This window comes from Dactylosporangium sp. NPDC050588 (assembly GCF_040654975.1).
Taxonomy (GTDB): Bacteria; Actinomycetota; Actinomycetes; order Mycobacteriales; family Micromonosporaceae; genus Dactylosporangium; species Dactylosporangium maewongense.
The window spans coordinates 12,779-32,790 of record NZ_JBFAJA010000116.1; the positions used below are offsets into that span (position 1 = coordinate 12,779).

General features: G+C 71.9%; 20 protein-coding genes and 1 pseudogene. 11 read left to right on the forward strand and 10 right to left on the reverse strand.

Annotation, left to right across the window (positions count from 1 at the left end):
• The first annotated feature begins 24 nt into the window (after nt 1-24).
• Nucleotides 25-858, forward strand: a complete 834-nt coding sequence (locus tag AB0I21_RS50735; RefSeq protein WP_344511563.1) for a hypothetical protein — start codon at nt 25-27, stop codon at nt 856-858.
• Nucleotides 859-892: 34 nt separating this feature from the next.
• On the opposite strand, the gene AB0I21_RS50740 is transcribed toward AB0I21_RS50735, so the two are convergent.
• Nucleotides 893-1,105, reverse strand: coding sequence for a hypothetical protein (locus AB0I21_RS50740; RefSeq protein ID WP_360572203.1), 213 nt, complete (start codon nt 1,103-1,105; stop codon nt 893-895).
• 92 nt (nt 1,106-1,197) lie between these two features.
• On the opposite strand from AB0I21_RS50740, the gene AB0I21_RS50745 reads away from it, so the two are divergent.
• Nucleotides 1,198-1,845 (forward strand): acyltransferase, encoded by a 648-nt coding sequence (locus AB0I21_RS50745; RefSeq protein WP_344511560.1) that lies wholly within the window; start codon nt 1,198-1,200, stop codon nt 1,843-1,845.
• A 45-nt stretch (nt 1,846-1,890) separates the two neighbouring features.
• Nucleotides 1,891-2,520 carry a PilZ domain-containing protein gene (locus AB0I21_RS50750; protein ID WP_360572205.1) on the forward strand — a complete coding sequence of 210 codons (630 nt, stop codon included), beginning with the start codon at nt 1,891-1,893 and terminating at the stop codon, nt 2,518-2,520.
• 18 nt (nt 2,521-2,538) lie between these two features.
• Here the strand turns inward: AB0I21_RS50750 and AB0I21_RS50755 are convergent, their stop codons facing one another.
• Nucleotides 2,539-3,222 (reverse strand): response regulator transcription factor, encoded by a 684-nt coding sequence (locus AB0I21_RS50755; protein ID WP_344511556.1) that lies wholly within the window; start codon nt 3,220-3,222, stop codon nt 2,539-2,541.
• Between the two features lie 77 nt (nt 3,223-3,299).
• Nucleotides 3,300-4,346 (reverse strand): annotated as a pseudogene (locus AB0I21_RS50760) (ATP-binding protein); the annotation flags it as partial.
• A gap of 217 nt (nt 4,347-4,563) precedes the next feature.
• Here AB0I21_RS50760 and phoU point away from each other — a divergent pair.
• On the forward strand, nt 4,564-5,220 hold the full coding sequence (gene phoU / locus AB0I21_RS50765) for a phosphate signaling complex protein PhoU (protein WP_360572207.1): 657 nt from the start codon (nt 4,564-4,566) through the stop codon (nt 5,218-5,220).
• Between the two features lie 55 nt (nt 5,221-5,275).
• Here the strand turns inward: phoU and AB0I21_RS50770 are convergent, their stop codons facing one another.
• Nucleotides 5,276-6,028 (reverse strand): phosphoglyceromutase, encoded by a 753-nt coding sequence (locus AB0I21_RS50770; RefSeq protein ID WP_360572209.1) that lies wholly within the window; start codon nt 6,026-6,028, stop codon nt 5,276-5,278.
• Nucleotides 6,029-6,091: 63 nt separating this feature from the next.
• On the opposite strand from AB0I21_RS50770, the gene AB0I21_RS50775 reads away from it, so the two are divergent.
• The 3 genes from AB0I21_RS50775 to AB0I21_RS50785 all read left to right on the forward strand — a co-directional run bounded on the left by AB0I21_RS50775 (nt 6,092) and on the right by AB0I21_RS50785 (nt 8,922).
• A complete protein-coding gene (locus AB0I21_RS50775) occupies nt 6,092-7,315 on the forward strand; it encodes an MFS transporter (protein ID WP_360572211.1) in 1,224 nt (407 codons plus the stop codon).
• A 74-nt stretch (nt 7,316-7,389) separates the two neighbouring features.
• Complete coding sequence (locus tag AB0I21_RS50780; protein ID WP_360572238.1) at nt 7,390-8,574, forward strand: MFS transporter; 1,185 nt, start codon at nt 7,390-7,392, stop codon at nt 8,572-8,574.
• Nucleotides 8,575-8,613: 39 nt separating this feature from the next.
• Complete coding sequence (locus AB0I21_RS50785; protein ID WP_344511548.1) at nt 8,614-8,922, forward strand: STAS domain-containing protein; 309 nt, start codon at nt 8,614-8,616, stop codon at nt 8,920-8,922.
• On the opposite strand, the gene AB0I21_RS50790 is transcribed toward AB0I21_RS50785, so the two are convergent.
• The 4 genes from AB0I21_RS50790 to mshA all read right to left on the reverse strand — a co-directional run bounded on the left by AB0I21_RS50790 (nt 8,919) and on the right by mshA (nt 13,613).
• Nucleotides 8,919-9,869, reverse strand: a complete 951-nt coding sequence (locus AB0I21_RS50790) for a chlorophyllase (protein ID WP_360572213.1) — start codon at nt 9,867-9,869, stop codon at nt 8,919-8,921. The two genes, AB0I21_RS50785 and AB0I21_RS50790, sit on opposite strands and share 4 nt — an antisense overlap.
• Nucleotides 9,870-10,304: 435 nt before the next feature.
• On the reverse strand, nt 10,305-11,768 hold the full coding sequence (locus AB0I21_RS50795) for a glycosyltransferase family 39 protein (RefSeq protein ID WP_360572215.1): 1,464 nt from the start codon (nt 11,766-11,768) through the stop codon (nt 10,305-10,307).
• Between the two features lie 13 nt (nt 11,769-11,781).
• Nucleotides 11,782-12,273 carry a YbjN domain-containing protein gene (locus AB0I21_RS50800; protein ID WP_360572217.1) on the reverse strand — a complete coding sequence of 164 codons (492 nt, stop codon included), beginning with the start codon at nt 12,271-12,273 and terminating at the stop codon, nt 11,782-11,784.
• Nucleotides 12,270-13,613, reverse strand: a complete 1,344-nt coding sequence (mshA, locus tag AB0I21_RS50805) for a D-inositol-3-phosphate glycosyltransferase (protein ID WP_360572219.1) — start codon at nt 13,611-13,613, stop codon at nt 12,270-12,272. Before mshA ends, AB0I21_RS50800 begins: the two co-directional genes overlap by 4 nt.
• 129 nt (nt 13,614-13,742) lie before the next feature.
• Between mshA and AB0I21_RS50810 the strand changes: the two genes are divergently transcribed.
• Both AB0I21_RS50810 and AB0I21_RS50815 read left to right on the forward strand, forming a co-directional pair.
• On the forward strand, nt 13,743-14,498 hold the full coding sequence (locus AB0I21_RS50810; protein ID WP_360572220.1) for an SDR family oxidoreductase: 756 nt from the start codon (nt 13,743-13,745) through the stop codon (nt 14,496-14,498).
• Entirely contained in the window at nt 14,498-15,265 is a 768-nt protein-coding gene (locus AB0I21_RS50815) for a class I SAM-dependent methyltransferase (RefSeq protein WP_360572240.1), read from the forward strand. The genes AB0I21_RS50810 and AB0I21_RS50815 overlap by 1 nt, the downstream gene beginning before the upstream one ends.
• A gap of 34 nt (nt 15,266-15,299) precedes the next feature.
• On the opposite strand, the gene AB0I21_RS50820 is transcribed toward AB0I21_RS50815, so the two are convergent.
• Nucleotides 15,300-16,340: a UDP-N-acetylmuramate dehydrogenase gene (locus tag AB0I21_RS50820; RefSeq protein ID WP_360572222.1), complete on the reverse strand. Its 1,041-nt coding sequence runs from the start codon at nt 16,338-16,340 to the stop codon at nt 15,300-15,302.
• A gap of 65 nt (nt 16,341-16,405) precedes the next feature.
• Here AB0I21_RS50820 and AB0I21_RS50825 point away from each other — a divergent pair, with 65 nt between their 5' ends.
• The gene (locus AB0I21_RS50825; RefSeq protein WP_344511536.1) at nt 16,406-17,164 is read left to right on the forward strand and encodes a maleylpyruvate isomerase family mycothiol-dependent enzyme; all 759 of its coding nucleotides are present in this window, start codon (nt 16,406-16,408) and stop codon (nt 17,162-17,164) included.
• A 1,009-nt stretch (nt 17,165-18,173) separates the two neighbouring features.
• On the opposite strand, the gene AB0I21_RS50830 is transcribed toward AB0I21_RS50825, so the two are convergent.
• Nucleotides 18,174-19,034 (reverse strand): EI24 domain-containing protein, encoded by an 861-nt coding sequence (locus tag AB0I21_RS50830; RefSeq protein WP_360572224.1) that lies wholly within the window; start codon nt 19,032-19,034, stop codon nt 18,174-18,176.
• 158 nt (nt 19,035-19,192) lie between these two features.
• On the opposite strand from AB0I21_RS50830, the gene AB0I21_RS50835 reads away from it, so the two are divergent.
• On the forward strand, nt 19,193-19,600 hold the full coding sequence (locus tag AB0I21_RS50835; protein WP_360572226.1) for a GntR family transcriptional regulator: 408 nt from the start codon (nt 19,193-19,195) through the stop codon (nt 19,598-19,600).
• Nucleotides 19,601-20,012 lie beyond the last annotated feature (412 nt).

Sequence of the window (20,012 nt, forward strand, 5' to 3'; positions counted from 1 at the left end):
GACGGGACGCGTACCCTTCACCAAATGGAGATTCACGTCGCGGTCGACGGCACCGGCGAGCCAGAGACGCCGCGCGACCTCGAGGTCGATCTCGACTTCCCGCGGGAGTTCCTCGAGTTCACCGACCCCGCGGACGCCGACCACCTCGTGCGCGCCGACCTCACCTGGCTGCTGTCCAACTGGACCTGCGTCTACGGGCAGGGCTGCCACGGCATCATCGAGGGCAAGGCCGAGGAGGGCTGCTGCTCGCACGGCGCGTTCTTCACCGACGACGACGACGAGAAGCGGGTCCGCGCCGCCGCGAAGCGCCTCACCCCGGAGCACTGGCAGCACTACCGCCGCGGCTTCAAGAACTACACCGAATGGGACACCATCGACGGCGAGTCGAAGGCCCTGCGCACCGCGACCCGCCCCGGCGCCGGCTGCGTCTTCCAGAACGACACCGACTTCGCCGGCGGTGGCGGCTGCGCCCTGCACGGCCAGGCCCTCCGCGACGGCGTGCACCCGCTGGAGTACAAGCCCGACGTGTGCTGGCAGCTGCCCGTGCGGCGGGACCAGGACTGGCGCAAGCGCCCCGACGGCACCAAGGTCCTCGTCTCGACCCTCGGCGAGTTCGACCGCCGCGGCTGGGGCGAGGGCGGCCACGACCTGCACTGGTGGTGCACGTCCTCCCCCGAGGCGCACGTCGGCGCGAAGCGGCTTTACCAGGAGTACGAGGCGGAGCTCGTCGCCCTCATCGGCCGCGCCGCCTACGCGAAGCTCGCCGAGCTGTGCGCGGAGCGCGCCCGGCAGGGCATGGTCGCTCCGCACCCGGCGACGACGGTCGCCCTGACCCTCCTGCCGACCCGCAAGTCCTGACCTCAGCCACAGGGCCGGGACCAGCGGCCGGGGCTCAGTCGTCGTCGGAGCTGGACTCCGAGCGGGTGCGGCGGGACCTCGCGAAGAGGGAGTAGCCCACGGCGGTCATGGACAGCCCGATGAGGATGCTGGGGACGGCCGCGGCCCAGCCCGTGCGGGCGATGGCGGTCCAGGTCGAGCTGATCGCGAGGATCATGCCGACCAGCATCATGAGCGTCCCGGCGGGGCCGGAGTTGAAGCTGCGCACCCCAGGAAACGCTACGGGTCGCGGGGTGTCCGGTGTGTGACAACGCCCGAACCCGGCGGCCGAACGGGCCCGCGGTGCAATAGGTTCATCCGGTGACCGAAGAGATCTTCCCCGGGGTTGAGCTGGGTGAGGGCACCGTGGTGGAGCCAGGTGCGCGGATCGGGGTGCCGCCGCGCGGCGCGGCACCCGGCGAACTGCCGACGATCATCGGGCCGGGGAGCCGGATCAGGTCCGGGACGGTGATCTACGCCGGGGCGCGGATCGGGGCCCGGTTCCAGTCCGGGCACGGCGCGATGATCCGGGAGAACAACGTCATCGGCGACGGCTGCTCGGTGGGCACCAACGCGGTGCTGGAGCCGGGCAACCGGATCGGCGACGGCAGCCGGGTCCACTCGCACTGCTTCCTGGAGAACGTGACGCTCGGCCGCCGGGTGTTCCTCGGCCCGGGCGTGGTCTTCACCGACGACCCGCACCCGCCGTGCCCGCGCTACGACGAGTGCGTCGGCGGGGCCACGGTCGAGGACGACGCCTCGATCGGCGGCAACGCGACGATCCTGCCCGGTGTCCGGATCGGGGCCCGGGCGCTGGTCGGCGCCGGGTCGGTGGTGACCCGGGACGTGGCTCCGGACACCGTGGTCGCGGGCAGCCCGGCCCGCGAGAAGCGCAAGACGTCGGAGCTGGTCTGCGCCCCCGGCCACTTCGCGAAGCCGTACGAGTGGCGCGAGGCACTGGACTCGTAGCACCCCGGCACTCAAGTCGGCGGCCGATCGGCCGAACGTGTAATCGTGACCCTGCCCGCGATCAACGCTCTGGTCGACGTGGTGCTGATGGACGGCGAGGCCTATCAGTCCCGCGTCGAGGACGTGACCGGCAAGCGGCTGACCGTCGCCGCGCCGTTCGGCGTCAACGGCGCCGACATGCCGAAGCTCGGCACCTCCGTCGAGCTGGCGTGGGTGGCGGGCGACCGGCGGCAGGCCGTCGACGTCCGGCTGGTCGAGCTGAGCAAGGAGCAGCCGCCGCGCTGGAGCCTGGAGGCCGTCAGCTCGGTGCGGCTGCAGACCCGGCGCAACTACGTGCGCGGCGGGGGCGGCGAGAACGTCGAGGTCGGCAAGGACGGCACCGTGTTCCGCGGGCGGGTCATCGACCTGTCCGAGGGCGGCGTGCGGTGCCGCCTGCACGAGGACCGCTTCGAGCGCGACGACCGGGTCGACCTGCGGATCGCGCTCGACGACGAGACGATCGCGATCCGCGGCACGGTGCTCTTCGTCCGCCGCGACCCGGAGAACGACGCGTTCGACGTCATCATCACGTACGAGACGTCCGAGAACATGGGACGGGCGATCCGCGGCTACGTCCTGCGCCGCGAGATGGAGGAGCGCCGCCGGGCCCGCGAGTCCGTCGCGAACGCCGGGTGAGCCGGGCCCGGCAGCTTCCTACGGCTCGAACTTGTAGCCGAGGCCGCGCACGGTGACGATGAAGCGCGGCGCCGACGGCTCCGGCTCGATCTTCGAGCGCAGCCGCTTGACGTGCACGTCGAGCGTCTTCGTGTCGCCGACGTAGTCGGCGCCCCAGACCCGGTCGATCAGCTGGCCGCGGGTGAGCACCCGGCCGGCGTTGCGCAGCAGCAGCTCGAGCAGCTCGAACTCCTTCAGCGGCAGCTGGACCGCGTCGCCGGCGACGGTGACGACATGCCGGTCGACGTCCATACGGACCGGGCCCGCGGACAGCGTCGGCGGGGCCAGCTCGCCGACCGTGTCGACCTGCCGGCGCAGCACGGCGCGGATGCGGGCGACCAGCTCGCGGGGCGAGTACGGCTTCGTGACGTAGTCGTCGGCGCCGATCTCCAGGCCGACCACCTTGTCGATCTCACTGTCCCGGGCCGTGATCATGATGATCGGCACGTTGGACTTGGTCCGCATCTGGCGGCAGACCTCGGTGCCCGACATCTCCGGCAGCATCAGGTCGAGCAGAACGATGTCCGCTCCAGTGCGGTCGAACTCCGTGAGGGCCTCGGTGCCGGTCGCCGCGATGGAGACCTCGAAACCTTCCCTGCGGAGCATGTACGACAACGGGTCCGAAATGGACTCTTCGTCCTCGACCACGAGTACGCGCGCCAACGTGCTGTCCTTTCGTAGTTGCCGGGGAGCCGCACTGCGCTGCGAACCGCGGGTCTGATGTTGCGATTGGGTCACAATCATGGGGTGCCTCCGATCTCAACGGACGGCGGTAGCGCCAGCGCGGCATCTGTCGGACGCGCGGGAAGCCGCAAGGTGAACGTCGAGCCAACTCCGACCGTGCTGACCACGTCAACCCGGCCGCCGTGGTTGGTCGCGATGTGCTTGACGATCGCCAGGCCGAGGCCGGTGCCACCGGTCGCGCGGGACCGGGCCCGGTCGGCCCGGAAGAAGCGCTCGAAGATCCGGTCGATGTCACGCGGCTCGATGCCGATGCCCTGGTCCTCGACCGCGATCTCGACGTAGCTGGTGTCGGCGTCCGTCAGGACCCGGGTCGACAGGCTGACCGTGGTGTTCTCCGGGGAGTAGGCGATCGCGTTCTCCACCAGGTTCACCACGGCGGTGACGAGCTGGTTCTCGTTGCCGTAGACGGTCAGCCCGCGGGTGCCGCTCGACGCGACCTCGATGTGCTTCGCGGAGCCGGGCGTCTTCGTCCGGTCCAGCACCTCGGCGACGATCTTGTCGACCTCGACGGGCTCCGGCTCCGGCAGGGGCTCGGCGCCCTGCAGGCGCGACAGCTCCAGCAGCTCGGAGACGAGCCGGCCGAGCCGGGCCGACTCGTGCTTGATCCGCTCCGCGAACCGGATCGCGGCCGCCGGGTCCTTGTCGGTGGCGTCCAGCAGCGCCTCGGCGAGCAGCTGCAGGGCGCCGACCGGGGTCTTGAGCTCGTGGCTGACGTTGGCGACGAAGTCGCGCCGGACCCGGGCGACCCGGTGCGCCTCGGTGACGTCGGTCGCCTCGATCGCGACCCGGCCGCCGTCCAGCGCCACCGCCCGCACGTTGACGCCGAGCGGGTCGCCGTGGGTGAGGCGGGGCAGGTCGAGCTCGACGACGCGGGTCACCCCGTTGCGCCGGACCTGGGTGGCGAGGCTGCGCACGATGGTGTGCGCCTCCTCCGCCGCGCCCTGGCGCTGCCGGACCAGGCCCATCTCGCGGGCAGCCGCGTTGATCAGCACAGGCTGGTCGGTGTCGTCGAGCACGACGACACCGACCAGGAGGGCGTCGAGGATCTCGGTCATGGCCGAGCCCATCGCCGCGCTGTCGGCCTTCGACTGCCGGAACTTCCAATCCACGACCCGATGGTAGGAGGTCGCTTACCCGACGGACGGTGGTCCAGGGCACGAAACGGGCTCACATCACCCAGTGTTCACTCTCGCGCGGGATGAAGTTCACCGGATGCGCCGGTGCGGGACCTACCGTGAGGGACACCACGATAGGAGAACCATGCGCGACGAATACCGTGCCGACCTGCTGCAGGTCAACCGTCTACTGGTTTCGATGGCGGACGCCGTCCGCAGCGCGATGATCCGTGCCACGAAGGCGCTGCTCACCGCCGACCAGACCGACGCCGAGGAGGTCGTGGCCCGCGACGCGGAGGTCAATGCCCTCTACCGGCTCGTCGAGGACAAGGTCTACGACCTCTGCGCCCGCCAGGCGCCGGTCGCCTCCGACCTGCGGGTCGTGCTGACCGCGCTGCACCTCGCGGCGGACCTCGAGCGCATGGGCGACCTCGCCGACCACGTCGCGAAGACGGCGCTGCGCCGGCTGCCCGAGGTGGCGGTGCCGGAGCCGCTGATCGCGACGTTCGAGGAGATGGGCACGGTCGCCGACCGGATCGCCGGCAAGATCTCCCGCGCGATCTCCAACCTCGACGTGGTCGCCGCCGGCCAGCTGGACCGCGACGACGACGAGATGGACCGGCTGCACACCAGCCTGTTCGAGACGATGTTCGGCCCGAAGTGGACCGAGAGCACGCAGGCCGCGGTCGACACCGCGCTGCTCGGCCGCTTCTACGAGCGCTACGCCGACCACGCCGTCAACGCCGGCCGTCACGTCGTGTTCCTCGTCACGGGCGAGTCGTTCGACTCCACGCAAGGCTGAGACCCGCGAGACGAGGGGGCCGCTTCCGCGGCCCCCTCGTTCTGTATGTGAGCGGTTACCGGCCCTGGTTGGCGACCGCGGCCGCGGCCTCCTTGGCCGCCTCCGGGTCCAGGTAGGTGCCGCCGGCCGTGACCGGCCGCAGCGCCGCGTCGAGGTCGTAGCGCAGCGGGATGCCGGTCGGGATGTTGAGCTTGGCGATGGCCTCGTCGGAGATGCCGTCGAGGTGCTTCACCAGGGCGCGCAGCGAGTTGCCGTGCGCCGCGACCAGCACGGTGTGGCCGGCGAGCAGCTGCGGCACGATCTGGTCGTACCAGTACGGCAGCATGCGCTGCACGACGTCCTTGAGGCACTCGGTGCTCGGACGGATGTCCGGCGTCAGGTTCGCGTAGCGCGGGTCGGCGGCCTGCGACCATTCGTCGTCGTCGGCGATCGGCGGCGGCGGCACGTCGTACGAGCGGCGCCAGAGCATGAACTGCTCCTCGCCGAACTCCTCGAGCGTCTGCTTCTTGTTCTTGCCCTGCAGGGCACCGTAGTGCCGCTCGTTGAGCCGCCAGCTGCGCTGGACCGGGATCCAGTGCCGGTCGGCGGCGTGCAGGGCGATCTCGCTGGTGCGGATGGCACGGCGCAGCACTGACGTGTGCACCACATCCGGCAGCAGACCGGACTCACGGAGCAGCTCGCCGCCCCTGCGGGCCTCGGCCTCTCCTTGGGCGCTGAGGTCCACGTCGACCCAGCCGGTGAACAGGTTCTTCGCGTTCCACTCGCTCTCACCGTGCCGCAAGAGCACCAGTGTCCCGACTTCACTCATGCCGCAATCTTCCCGCACTGAATCACTTCGACAGCACCGGACCTCCAATGTAAGGATGCGGGCGTGCCGCGCAGCTTACAAAAACGGTTACCGTCCCAGTTCTGGGTCGTCTGGACCGCCACCCTGATCAACCGCGCCGGCGGGTTCGTCGGCATCTTCCTGACGATCTACCTGACGACGGAGCGCGGGTTCAGCGAGTCCACGGCCGGGTTCGTCCTCGGGCTCTACGGGCTCGGCGGCGCGATCGGCGTCACCGGCGCCGGCCACCTGACCGACAGGTGGGGGCGGCGGCCGACGGTCCTGCTGGCGATGGGCTCCGCGTCGGTGCTCATGGTGGTCCTGGGGCTGGCGCACAGCCGGCCCGCGATCATGGCCGGCGCGCTCGCGCTGGGGATCGCTGCCGAGGGCGCCCGCCCGCCGCTCGGCGCGATGATCGCCGACCTGGTGCCGGCCTCCGACCGCGGCCGGGCCTTCTCCGTCTACTTCTGGGCGATCAACCTCGGCTTCGCGACCGCGGCGATCCTCGCCGGGTTCGCCGCCGGCAGCGGCTACCTGACGCTGTTCCTCGCCGACGCCGCCACGACCGCCGCCGCGGCGGTCCTCATCGCGGTGCGGATCCGCGAGACGAGGCCCGCGACGACGCCGACGACCGAGCAGCGGTCCGGCCTGGGCACGCTCGGCCGCGACCGGGTGTTCCTCGGGTTCGTCGTGTGCAACCTGCTCATCGCGCTCCTGCTGCTCCAGCACATGGCGATGCTGCCGATCGCGATGATCGACGACGGGCTGAGCCCGCGCACGTTCGGCGTGGTGATCGCGCTCAACGGCGTCCTCATCGTGCTCGGCCAGCCGCTCGTCACCCGCCTGCTCGCCACCCGCCGCGAGGCGCTCGTCGCGCCGGTCGCCGCCGTGGTCATGGGGGTCGGCTTCGGCCTCACCGCGCTCGCGCACACACCCGTCTGGTACGGCGCGACCGTGCTGCTCTGGACGGTCGGCGAGATGCTCAACGCTCCGTCGAACGCCGCGCTGCTGGCCGGGCTGTCACCGGTCGACATGCGGGGCCGCTACCAGGGCGCGTACGGGCTGTCGTGGCAGGCGGCGTCGTTCCTGGCGCCGACGCTCGGCGGCGCGGTCCGCGAGCTGGCCGGCAACACCGCGCTGTGGCTGGGCTGCCTCGGGCTGGGCCTGGCCGCCGGGGCGTGGAGCCTGCTCGCCGCGCCCGCCCGGGAGCGCAGAGTGGCCGAGGTCACCGCCGCCGCGGAGGCGCCGGCCGAGTTGGCTAAGATCTAACTGTAAAGATCGTTAACAATTCTGGAGCAATCGTGCGGGTGTGGTACCGGTCCACGATCGGTGGTCTGCCGAGGATGTACTGGTACCTCTGGACCGGCATGCTCATCAACCGCGTCGGCGGGTTCGTCGCGCTGGTGCTCTCGCTGTACCTCACCGCCGACCGCGGCCTGAAGCCCGGCGCCGCGGGGCTGGTCGTCGGCCTCTACGGCATCGGCGGGATCGCCGGCGTCCTGCTCGGCGGCGTGCTCGCCGACCGGTGGGGGCGCCGGCCGACGCTCCTGCTGGCCCACTTCGGCGCGGCGGCGTTCGTCGGCGGGCTGGCCCTGACCCGGGACATCCCCGCGATCGCCGCCCTGGCCGCGCTGCTCGGGCTCATGCACTCCATGCCGGGCCCCGCGTTCGTCGCGGCGATCGTCGACGTGGTCCCCGCCGCCGACCGCAACCGCGGGTTCAACCTGCAGTTCTGGGCGATGAATCTGGGCATGGCCGCGGCGTCCTTCATCGCCGGCGCGCTCGCCGAGGTCAGCTTCCCGCTGCTGTTCACCGTCGACGCCGCCGGCACGCTGGTCACCGCCGTGCTGCTGCTGTGGAAGGTCCACGAGACCAGGCCCGCGGCGCGGACGGCCGGCGGGCCCGCCAAGGGCGGGCTGCACACGGCGCTGACCGACCGGGCCTACCTGGCGTTCGTCGGGCTGAGCCTGCTGCTGGCCGTCGTCACCATGCAGAGCTCGACGATCCTGCCCCTCGCGATCGACGCCGACGGGCTGCGGCCGACCGTGTACGGCTCGGTCGTCGCCTACGCCGGCCTGCTCATCGTCGCCGGGCAGCTCTTCGTGCCGAAGCTCATCGACCGCTGGCGCAAGGGCACCACGCTCGCCGTCGCCAACGTGTTCCTCGGGCTCGGCTTCAGCTGCGTCGCGCTCGCCTCCGGCGTGCCCGGCTACCTCGTCGCGGCGACCATCTGGACGATCGGCTCGATGCTCGCCGCGCCGCCGAACGCGGCCGTCATCGCGGAGCTGTCGCCGGAGGCACTGCGCGGGCGGTACCAGAGCGTCTTCTACCTGATCTTCCCGGCGGCGAGCTTCATCGCGCCCGCGGCCGGCGGCGTGAGCCTGGAGTTCCTCGGCGACTGGCACTGGGTGATCTGCGGCGGGCTCGGTGCGCTCGCCGCCGCCGGTCACCTGCTGATCCAGCCGGCCCGGGAGCGCCGGGTCGCTCAGGCCGAGAAGGAGCGTTTAGCGGTGCCGGTAGCGGGGTAGACGCCGCCCTTCGACGTGACAGGGGGCGAAGTGGATGGTTTGACGGCGAAGCTCGAGGCGCCGGACCCCGGCACGGTCGTCATCCGGCTCGACGGGGAGCTCGACCTCGCCACCCGCGACCACCTTTCCGAAGCGGTGCGGGCGGTGCTGCCCGTCTTCCGGCCGGGGGCGCTGGTGGTGGACCTGGCCGGCGTGACGGTGCTCGACTCCGCCGGGATCGGCGCGCTGGTCGGCTGCTGGAAGCTCGCCAAGGAGACCGGCTGCACGCTGAGCCTGCGCAACCCGCGCCCCCTCGCCTACGCGCAGCTGCGGCTGACCGGCCTGCTGCCCGTCTTCGCGCTCAGCTAGAGCGTCCCGTCGTACCTGGCGGCGCCGCTGACGGTGGCGTCGGCGCGGAGCCGGCCCTTCGCGGCGCCGTCGCCGTAGAGGGTGTACCGCAGGAAGTCGAGCATCGTCCTGGACACGGCCTGGTTGGCCGGTGCCGAGCCGAACAGCCCGCCGCCGTGGTCGCCGCCCAGCAGCGTCAGGAACGCCTTGGGCCAGCCGCAGCCGTCGTACAGGCCGCGGCCGCTGCTGTAGGGGACGGTGCCGTCGGCGTCGCCGTGGATGAACAGCACCGGCGTGGCGGCGCCGCTGAACTTCCCGCCCATGCCGCCGCCGGAGACGATGATGCCGCCCTTGAGCCGGGCGTCACGGCCCGAGCCGGACAGCATGCCGGCGGTCGTGTAGCCGCCCGCCGAGTGGCCGCCCGCGGCGACCCGGCCGGTCTCGATGTGGCCGGCGAGCGCGGCGCCGGCCTTCGTGTCGAGCTTGAGCACCTCGGTGATCACGGCGGACGCGTCGGCGGGCTGGTTGCCCATGTCGTTCTGGTTGAACGGGTTCGCCGCGGAGTTGGTGAACGGGTAGGCCGGCGCCGCGACGACGAACCCGGCGGCGGCGATCTTCGCGGTCACGCCCTGGTAGCCCTCCGGCGAGCCGTGCAGGCCGTGGCTCCACAGGACCAGGGGGAACCTGCCCGCGGCGACGGCCGCGTTGCTCTTCGGCGAGCCGCCGGCCGCCCCGGTCGCCGGGTAGAAGACCAGGGTGCGCAGCGTGCGGCCGGCGCGGCTGAACGTGAACTGGCTGACCCCGACGGCGAACGTCTGGGTGGGCGCCTTCACGGCGGGCGGCGCGGCGCTCTTCGAGGCGGCGGCCGACGCGGACCCGGAGGGCGCGGCCCCGGCGGCGGCCAGGGCGGCGACGGCGTCCCCGCTCGCGGCATCCTCGCCCGCGTTCACGCCCGCGGATACGGACATTTCCGGATTCGCGGATGCGTCGGTCTTCGCGCCGCAGCCGGCCAACGTGACGACGAGCAAGAGACCGGCGAGAGCACCGCGCATCCGCATGCGAGAGAAACTACGGCTCTGCGACTTTGTGCGTCTTTACGCCGGACTTAAGTTTGGGGTCGATGCCCCGTCCTGGAAGCTCGTGCCGGCGGCAGCGGGTGGCGTGCACCCCCAGTCCACGACCACCCGCTCTGCTGCGGTCTTTCGACCGCGCGGTGCCGCCGGTTGCAGTGGTCGCCCCGCCCGGACAGACCACTGCGAGTGGGCCCGTGAAGGCCCAGAAACACCCCCGTCGCTCCCCAACTTCAGGAATCGCCGGTATCCGTGATTGACGGTACGCGGCGAGGAATTGCAGCGACAAGTAACGGGACTGTCGGCTCCCTCACACACTTGAAATAATTGAAATCAATCGAAGTGCTGGAAGCCCGGCCACAGGTCGGCCCAGGTGCCCCTCAGGCCCCGGCACACGAAGACGCGAGCTGTTTGCTCTTCGTTCTCCACGCCGTAACCATTGTCCAGATTCGCCTTGAACTCGCATGATACGAACGCCGGCGAGCGGCTCGGGTCACCCTGCGTCACGAGCACGACGACGGTCGCGGACTCCGGCGGCGGGCCGAGCCGGTGCAGCTCGTTCTGTCCACTGTAGACATCCGGCAGGCCGAGGGCCCTGCCGTAGCGGTCCAGGGCGCCGGCCTCGCCGTAGTTGCCGGTCAGGAGCACCGTGTTCGGCTTGTCCTGCGCCGGGAGGGCCTCGTACACGTCGGCGACCTGCCGCACGTACCGGCGCCAGCCGACCTGGTCGGAGATGCCCTGGTTGATCGCGGGGATCGGCGTCCCGCCCACGACGCCGACCGGCAACACCGGCAGCGACATCAGGATCGCGAAGCCCACGTTGACCGCGGCGCCGGCGACCAGGATCCAGCGGCGGGTCACGCGCCGCGCGACGGGCACGGCGCCGATCGCGAACAGAGCCGACAGCAGCCCGACCGTGTAGTACGGCTGGCCGGCGATCACGAACAGGAGCACCAGCATCAGCGGGTACGCCACCCCGAGCGCCCGGATCGGGCGCAGCGCCGGGTTTCGCAGGAGCGTCACGATGCCGGCGATCCACACCGGCACGAAGAACGGGCCCAGCCACGCCAGCTGCAGCGGGATCAGGGTGATCCTGGCCTCGTCGCCCTTGTTCTCGGCCAGGGCCGCGGCCATGTCGAGCTGCGGGAAGCCGTTGGCGACCTGGTACAGCAGGTTGGGCAGCCCGACGACGAGCGCGACACCCGCGCCGGCCCACAGCCACGGCGACAGCAGGACCTTGCGCGGCCCGGCGACCAGCAGCCCCGCCGCGAACGTGAGCAGCAGCAGGATGACCAGGTGTTTGTTGTACAGCGCGAGCCCGGTGACCAGCCCGGCGGCCAGCCAGTACCGTGGCAGCTCCCGCAACGACGCCCGCATGACGCACAGGACGACCCCGAGCCAGACCAGCAGATCCGGCCCGGTGGTCAGGGTCAGGTGCGTGGACACCAGGGCGAACGTGGTCAGCGCGCCGGTGCCGGCGAGGGTCTGCGCGACCGCGCCGCCGCCGGCCTCGCGGGCGATGAGGGCGAGCAGGAAGACGGCGGCGGGCAGGAACAGCAGGCCGGGCAGCCGGATCGCCCAGACCGAGTCGCCGAACACCTCGGCGCACAGCCGGATCAGCAGCGGTGTGAACGGCGGCTGGTCGACGTAGCCCCAGCTCGGGTGGTTGCCGAGCATACGGAAGTACAGCTCGTCGCGGTGGTAGTCATAACGGTTGATCGTCAGCAGGAGCGCGACGGCGGCCGTGGCCGCCACCGCACCGACAGGTCTCCAAGCGAGCGGCGCCCGTTCGATCACCGGCTCAGAGTAGCTAGCTCGTGCGCTCCACGAAGGCCGTAAATGCCTTGAGATTGTCGAGGGGCTCGCCGCGCTTGACGCGCCACTCCCACTCGCGGCGGATCGCGGAGCCGAAGCCGATCTCCAGCATCGGGTCGAAGCTCTCATCGGCGTAGGTCAGCACCGCGCCGAGCAGCCGGTCGAGCTCCTCCTCGGTCACCGCGTGCAGCGGCAGCCGGCCCATCAGGTACACGTCACCGACCGTGTCGACGCTGAACGCGACGCCGTACATGCGCGAATTGCGCTGCAGGAGCCACTGCCACAGCTCCTCGCGGTTCTCGTCCGGGTGGCGCATCACGAACGCCTCGACGCGCAGCGTGTGCTCGCCGACGATGAGGTTGCAGTTGGTCTTCTGCTTGTGGGTGCCGGGCAGGACCGCCACGTAGGCGTTGTCGCCGGTCTTCTCCCAGGCGATCTCGCGCTCGTCGCAGACCCGCTCGATGAGCCGGCTCACCGTCTCTCTCATGACATCGCCGCCAGCAGCTCGGTGTCGCGGTGCGTGGTGAGGGCGTCGCGGTACGCGGCGAGCAGGCCGCTCGCGGTGTGGCTCCACGAGAACTCGCGGGCGTGCCGGACGGCGCCTTCCGAGAGCTCCCGGCGCCTCGCCGGGTGGGCCAGCAGGTCGCCGAGGACGGCGGCCCAGTCCTCCGGGCGGTGCGTGTCGACCAGCACCCCGGAGACCCCGTCACGGACGGCGGTCACCAGCCCGCCGACGGCCGCCGCGACGACCGGTGTGCCACACGCCTGCGCCTCGATCGCGACCAGACCGAACGACTCGTTGTAGCTCGGCACGGCGACCAGGTCGACGGCGCGGAACAGCTCGGCGAGGTCCTCGCGCGGCTGCGGGGCGAGGAACCGCACGCAGTCGGCGATGCCCAGCTCGGCGGCGAGGTCCATGAGCGCGGTCGGCCGGTCCAGGCCCGAGCCGCTGGGGCCGCCGCAGACGGCGACGACCAGCTTCGCGCCCAGCTCCGGGTCGCGGGCGCGCAGCTCGGCGGCGGCGCGCAGCAGCACGTCGGGCGCCTTCAGCGGCTGGATCCGCCCGACGAACGCGACCACCAGGGCGTCCTCGGGAAGGCCGAACTTCTGCCGGTTCCTGCCGTCGCCCGGGGTGCCCAGGGTGCCCGGGGTGCCCGGGGTGAAGGTCTCCAGGTCCACGCCGGGCGGCACCACGCTGACCCGGCGGGGGTCGGCGGCGTACAGCTCGATCAGGTCGGCGGCCTCGGCCGGGGTGTTGGCCACCAGGCCGTCGGCCGCGGCGACGACCTGCTCCTCGCCGATGACGCGGGCCATGGGCTCGGGCTTGTCGCCGTCGGCGAGCAGCTGGTTCTTCACCTTGGCGAGCGTGTGGGCGGTGTGCACCAGCGGGACGCCCCACCGGTCCTTCGCCAGCCAGCCGACCTGACCGGACAGCCAGTAGTGGGAGTGGACGAGGTCGTACCAACCGGGCGCCCGCGACGCCTCGGCGCGCAGGACCCCGTTGGTGAACGCGCACAGCTGCGCCGGCAGGTCCTCCTTGGCCAGGCCCTCGAACGGGCCGGCGATGACGTGCCGCACGAGCACGCCCGGCGCCATCTCCACCACCGGCGGCAGCTCGCTGCACGTCGCCCTGGTGAAGACCTCGACCTCGACGCCGGCCCGGGCCAGGCGCTCGGCGACCTCGACGATGTACACGTTCATGCCGCCGGCGTCGCCGGTGCCCGGCTGGTCGAGCGGGGACGTGTGCACGGACAGCGTCGCGACCCTCCGCGGGAGGGAGCGACGGGACTGCGGGGTGTGCCTGTGCAGCGAGTCGACCCGCGCCACGTCGGTGCTCCTTCATCTGTTGCCGGACGGTTACATCTTCCCAACCGTCCATGTTCCCTCGCGGGCGGCCGTCTACCCACCGTTGCGTTCATCACTGCGGTTCGCGGCGCATGCGGGAGGATGGTCGGCATGTCTTCTCCTGTTGCCGTTGTGACCGGCGCTTCCAGCGGTATCGGCGCAGCTACCGCGCGTCGTCTGGCCGCCGAGGGCTTCCACGTGGTGGCCGTGGCCCGGCGCGCCGAGCTGCTCTCCTCGGTGGTGGACTCGCTGCCGTCGGCGACCGCGGTTGTGGCCGACGTCACGTCGGATGCGGACATTGCACGACTTGTCGACACGGTCGCCGCACTGGGCGCGCCCGTGGAGCTGCTGGTCAACAACGCCGGCGGGGCCATCGGCGCGGAGACCGTCGAGGAGGCCGACCTCAGCGACTGGCAGTGGATGTTCGAGGTCAACGTGCTGGGCACGGTCCGGGTCACCAAGGCGCTCCTGCCGCTGCTGTCCGCCTCGGGCCGGGCGACGATCGTCGTGATCTCCTCCACGGCGGGTCTCATCGTGTACGAGGGCGGCGGCGGCTACACGGCGGCGAAGCACGCCCAGACGGCGGTCGCGGAGACCCTGCGGCTGGAGCTGAACGGCCGCCCGATCCGGGTCGTGGAGATCGATCCCGGCATGGTGAAGACCGACGAGTTCGCCCTCAAGCGGTTCGAGGGCGATTCGGAGAAGGCCGCCGCCGTCTACAAGGGCGTGGCGGACCCGCTGGTCGCCGAGGACATCGCCGACTGCGTCGCGTGGACCGCGACCCGGCCGCACCACGTCAACATCGACCGGCTCGTGGTCCGCCCGCTCGCCCAGGCCGCCCAGCACAAGGTGCACCGGGTGACGTGATGCGTGTCCTCGGCGCGATCACGCGCGGGACCACCAATCCCAACCGGCTGCGGCGGGTCGACAACTGGATCGCGGTGACGCTCGGCCCGGTGCTGGCCCGCGCCGACGCGCCGCTCGTCGTCGACCTCGGGTACGGCGCCTCGCCCGTCACCACCCTGGAGCTGCGCCGCCGCCTGCGCGACCTGCCGGGCCCGCCGGTCCGGGTGGTCGGCCTGGAGATCGACCCGGAGCGGGTCGCGGTCGCGCAGCCCTTCGCCGACCCGCCGTTGCTGGAGTTCCGCCGGGGCGGCTTCGAGCTGGCGGGGCTCGCGCCGACCGTGGTCCGGGCGTTCAACGTGCTGCGCCAGTACGACCTGGAGGCCGTCCCCGCCGCCTGGGCCGCGATGACCGCGACCGGGGCGGTCCTGGTCGAGGGCACCTGCGACGAGCTCGGCCGGCTGGCGTCCTGGGTGACCGTCACCGACGGCGTGCCGCGGACCCTGACCCTCGCCAGCCGCCTGTCCACGTTGGACACCCCGGCGACCCTGGCCGAGCGGCTGCCGAAGTGCCTCATCCACCACAACGTGCCCGGACAGCCGATCCACGCGCTGCTGTCCACACTGGACACCGCCTGGCGCGCGGCGGCGCCGCTGTCGGCCTTCGGGCCGCGCCAGCGCTGGCGGCGCGCGGTCGAGGCCACCCGGGACGCCGGCTGGCCCGTCCTGGACCGCCCCGCCCGCTGGCGCCTGGGCGAGATGACGGTCCCTTACAGTTGCCTCGCTACATAGCGCAGTTGTCTCACTACAGGGAGCAGTTGTCTCGCTACAGGGAGCAGTTGACGAGGACCGGCTCCGGGTGCAGCCGCACGCCGAACTTCTCCTGGACCCCGTGCTGGATCTCGCGCGCCAGCCCGAGCAGCGCGGCGGTCGTGCCGGTGCCCCGGTTCGTCAGGGCGAGGGTGTGCTTGCCCGACAGCGCCACGCCGCCGGCCGGGTCGCCGTAGCCCTTGCCGAACCCGGCCCGCTCGATGAGCCACGCCGCGCTGAGCTTGACCAACCCGTCGGGCGCCGGCCAGGCGGGCGGCTCGCCGGCGGCCCGGCGCACGTGCTCGACCGCGTCCGCCGCCACCACGGGGTTCGTGAAGAACGAGCCCACCGAGAACGTGTCACGGTCCGACGGGTCCAGGACCATCCCCTTGCCGGCGCGCAGCTTCAGCACCGTCTCGCGCACGTCGGCGAGCGGCGCCGACTCCCCCGCCTGCACACCGAGCGTCCTGGCCAGCTCCGCATACCGGATCGGCGTCGACAGCGGCGACACCGCCAGCTCGAACGTCACCGACAGGACCACGAACCGCTCGTTGTGCTTGAAGACGCTCGTCCTGTACGCGAAGCCGCACGCGTCCCTCGGCAGCGTGACGATCTCGTCGCGGGTTCGGTCGTACGCCCGGACGGCGGTGATCGTCTCGGCGACCTCCTGCCCGTACGCCCCGACGTTCTGGATCGGGGTGGCGCCCGCCGACCCCGGGATGCCCGACAGCGACTCGATCCCCGCCCAGCCGTTGGCGACCGCCGCCGCCGCGACCTCGTCCCACGGCTGCCCCGCCTGGACCGTCAGCCGGACGGTCCCGCCCTCTTCCTGCACGTGGATCCCGCGCTGCCGCAACAGCACCACGGTGCCCGGAAACCCCTCGTCGGCGATCACGACGTTGCTGCCTCCGGCGAGGACGAGCACCGGTTTTCCGGTTCGTACCGCGGTGACCGCCTCCTCCTCCGAGGTCACCTCCACCAGTTCCCCGGCGGGGCCGCCGAGGCGCAGAGTGGTCAGGTCGGCGAGGCTGGGCGCGGACGCGGCTGCTTCGGGCACCGCACCAGAGTAAGGCGTGCCCTAATGTTGGAGCTGCAGCGTCCGGACCGGGAGAGGGATCGCCGATGAGCAAGCCTCAGCTCACCAAGGAGTTCTGGCTCACCGCGCTGCGCGCCGAAGGCGACGCCTTCCGCGCCGCGCTCGGCACCGTCCCCCTCGACGCCGCCGTCCCCACCTGCCCCGGCTGGCAGCTACGCGACCTGGCCTGGCACCTCACCCAGATCTACGTGTGGGTCAACGCCATCGCCCCGCGCGGCGTCACCGACCGCCCCGACCCGCGCCCCGACACCCCGCTCCCGGCGGACGTCGACCCGGCGGTCGCGTGGACCGACGCCTTCACCGAGCTCCTCGCCACCCTCGACGCCCTGGAACCCGACCTGCCCGCCTACAACTGGGCCCCGCAGGCGAAGAAGGCCGGCTTCTGGCACCGCCGCATGGCGCACGAGACCGCCATCCACCGCTGGGACGCCCAGATGGCCGCCGGCCTCAGCGAGCCCATCGAGCCCCGCCTCGCCAGCGACGGCGTCACCGAGGTCCTCGACACCTGGCTCCCCGCCGGCCGCCGCTCCGGCCCCACCAACCGCGCCGGCATGATCGCCCTCCACGCCACCGACGTCGACCAGGTCTGGTACGTCCGCCTCCGCGGCGCCGGCGTCGCCCTCCTCGACACCGACACCCTCCTCGACACCGACGACCACCACGAACGCGCCACCGCCAGCGGCCCCGCCAGCGACCTGGTCCTGGCCCTCTTCGGCCGCGTGGCCTTCGACACCCTCCTCGTCAGCGGCGACACCACCCTCCTGGAAGGCCTCCGCACCGGCTGACCCCCCGGTTACCGAGCCAGGACCACCGCCCGACAGCACGCAACCGACCAGCCCGCACCGAAGATCTGCGTCAGCGGTTCCACACCGAGCGGTTTCACGCCGGGGTTAGCAGCGGAGGTTCGCGGCGGAAACCTGCGATGGGGGGGTCCGCGTCGGCCGGGTTCGCCCGGAGGTCCGCCTCAACGCCTCGCAGTGAGGGTCCACGCCGGAAGTCCGCACCGAGTGCTCCACACGGGAGCTCCCCTCACGGACCTGCGGCGGGGTCCACGCCGGAAACCCGCGGCATGGACGCTCGCTGGGAGCCGGACCGCTCGCCGACAGCATGGTCGTCGCCGTGTCCTGCCCATCCGGTGATGCGCCCACACGGACCTATGGCAAACCCCCTCAGCGACAGGCCCGCCTTGGCGGCACGCCCAACCGCAGCAGCACTCACCAACACCAGACCAGACTCCCGACCAGCCGCCCCAGTCACACCCCGCTCGGCGACACGCCCGACCCGACAGCACGCCCGACCCGACGGCATGCCCCGCCCGGCGGCAAATCCGACCCGGTGGCACGCCCCGCTCAGTGACAGGCCGTCTTGGCGGCACGCCCAACCGCAGCAGCACTCACCAGCACCAGACCAGACTCCCGACCAGCCGCCCCAGTCACACCCCGCTCGGCGACACGCCCCGCCCGGTGGCACGCCCGACCCAGGTGGCACACCCCGCCCGGTGGCACGCCTCGCCCGGTGGCACACCCGACCCGATGGCAGCCTTGGTCGGCGGCACGCCCGAACGCTTGCGGCCGGTCGCCGTGACCGGTCGCCGCGTGACGGCGAGCGTGGCCATGGTGGCGATGATGGTCACCGCGTGCCGAGGTCGCCGCCTGCCGGGGCTCGCCGCTGCCAGCCCGGTCACCACCAGCGGTGCGGCGTTCAGGTCAGTCGGCGGCGCGGACCGCGCCGAATGCCGCGTGATAGTCACAAACCGTCATGCATCCTCACTCCCCCCGGTCGGAAGCGGTCAGGTCACAACCGGCCGGCTACTCCCACATCATGCCCGCCAGGTACGACAGTTTCCGGGGCTCGGACGAGCGGGGGCTTGCCGAGGGCGGCGGACGGCTTGCCGGTCGGGAGGCCGAAGAGCCTGCGGGTCAGCAGGGTGCTCCCGGCAACGGCGGCGGGGACGACCAGGACCGCGGCGAAGGGGATCAGCAGGATCACGAAGACCGGCATGCCGAAGCCGAGCGCGAGCGGGCGGTTGGCGCGGAGCATGGCGCGGCGGTCCTTCAGGCGCAGGCCGCGGCGGTTGAACGGGACGCCGGTCAGCTCCACGGCGAGCAGCCAGCCGCCCACCACGACGTCGATGACCGGGATGACCGTCTGACCCAGGACCGGGACGAAGCCGAGCAGGAACAGCGGGACCGAGACGACGATGCCCAGCAGGATGAGCCTGATGGAGTCGGCGGCGTTCTTGAAGAGCGTGCGGTGCCACGGCAGGTCGGGCAGCCCCGGCGCGCCGCCGTGGTGGTCCTCGACGCGCTCGGAGATGACCTCGTAGAACGGGTCGCCGATGAGCAGGGTCAGCGCCGTGTACGTGAGGACCGACACCAGGGCGGACACGATGACGATGCCCGCGCCGGCGCCGAACCTGATCACGCCCCGCCACGGCGACCCCCAGTCGTCGGCGAACCAGGTGACGGTCGCGGCCAGGTCGCGGATGAACCAGAGCAGGAAGAACCAGGCGGTCGCCAGCAACAGGAAGGAGATGACTGCCGGGATCAGCCCGAGGAGCAGGAGGCGGGGGCTCCGGCTGTACAGCGAGAACCCCCGCCCAAGCAGTCTCGCCCCCTCGGCGAACTCGTCCCACATCGTCTTCAGCTGCGCCACTCCGTCATCTTTCACGACCCAGGGACCGCCCCGACAGCAAGCCCCAGAAACGGATGAGGCCAGTTTGCCGACTCGTGCGTTGCGGTGGGATGATGGTGGGGCCATGTACGCATAGGACGGCAAGCGGACAAGATCATGGGGTTATCTACCGTTGGGGCATGATCGACCGGAGTTCGGATCGGCCGTTGTACCAGCAGCTGGCGGACCTGCTGCGTGAGCAGATTCGGGCGGGAGAGCTGGCGCCGGGGGCGTTCGTGCCGTCGGAGAGCAGCCTGATGCAGGAGCACGAGCTGGGCCGGCCCGCTGTTCGCAACGCGGTGGCGGTGCTGCGCCAGGAGGGGCTCGTCGTGTCGGCCCGGGGCGCGCGGACCATGGTGCGGCCCGCGCTGCAGCGGGAGGTCGTGGAGCTGCGAGCCGGCGACGAGGTGATCGGGCGGATGCCGACCGATCCGGAGCGACGCGACCTGGGCATCGATCCAGGCGAGCCGATTCTCGAGGTGACCAGGGCCGGCGGCGAGAAGCTGATCCTGCCCGCGGGAGCCAACCTGCTGCGAGCCGCCCCCTGAGGTAAGAAGCCGCGAGCAAGCGGACGCAGGAGCCGAACGGTCCCGGACCCGAGCGGTCCCGGACCCGAGCGGTCCCGGACCCGAGCAGGCCCGGACCCGAGCAGGCCCGGAGCCGAGCAGGAGGCCCACGGCGAGGCCCGTGAGCGAGCGGGCGCAGGGCCAGCAGGTCCTGCCCGCGGGAGCCAACCTGCGCGGGTCAGACCCTGAAGTGGGCGAGCAGAGTCGGATAGCAGGCCCCGAGCGAGCGGGCGCAAAGACAAGCGGGCGCAGGAATGAGCAAGACTGGCCCACGGGAGCCAACCTGCGCAGGTCGGACTCTGCAGCGGGCGAGCGCGGGCCAGGCGAGCGGAGCCGGTCAGCAAACCTGAGCGAGCGGGCGCAGGGCAAGCAGGCACTGCCCGCAGGAGCCAAC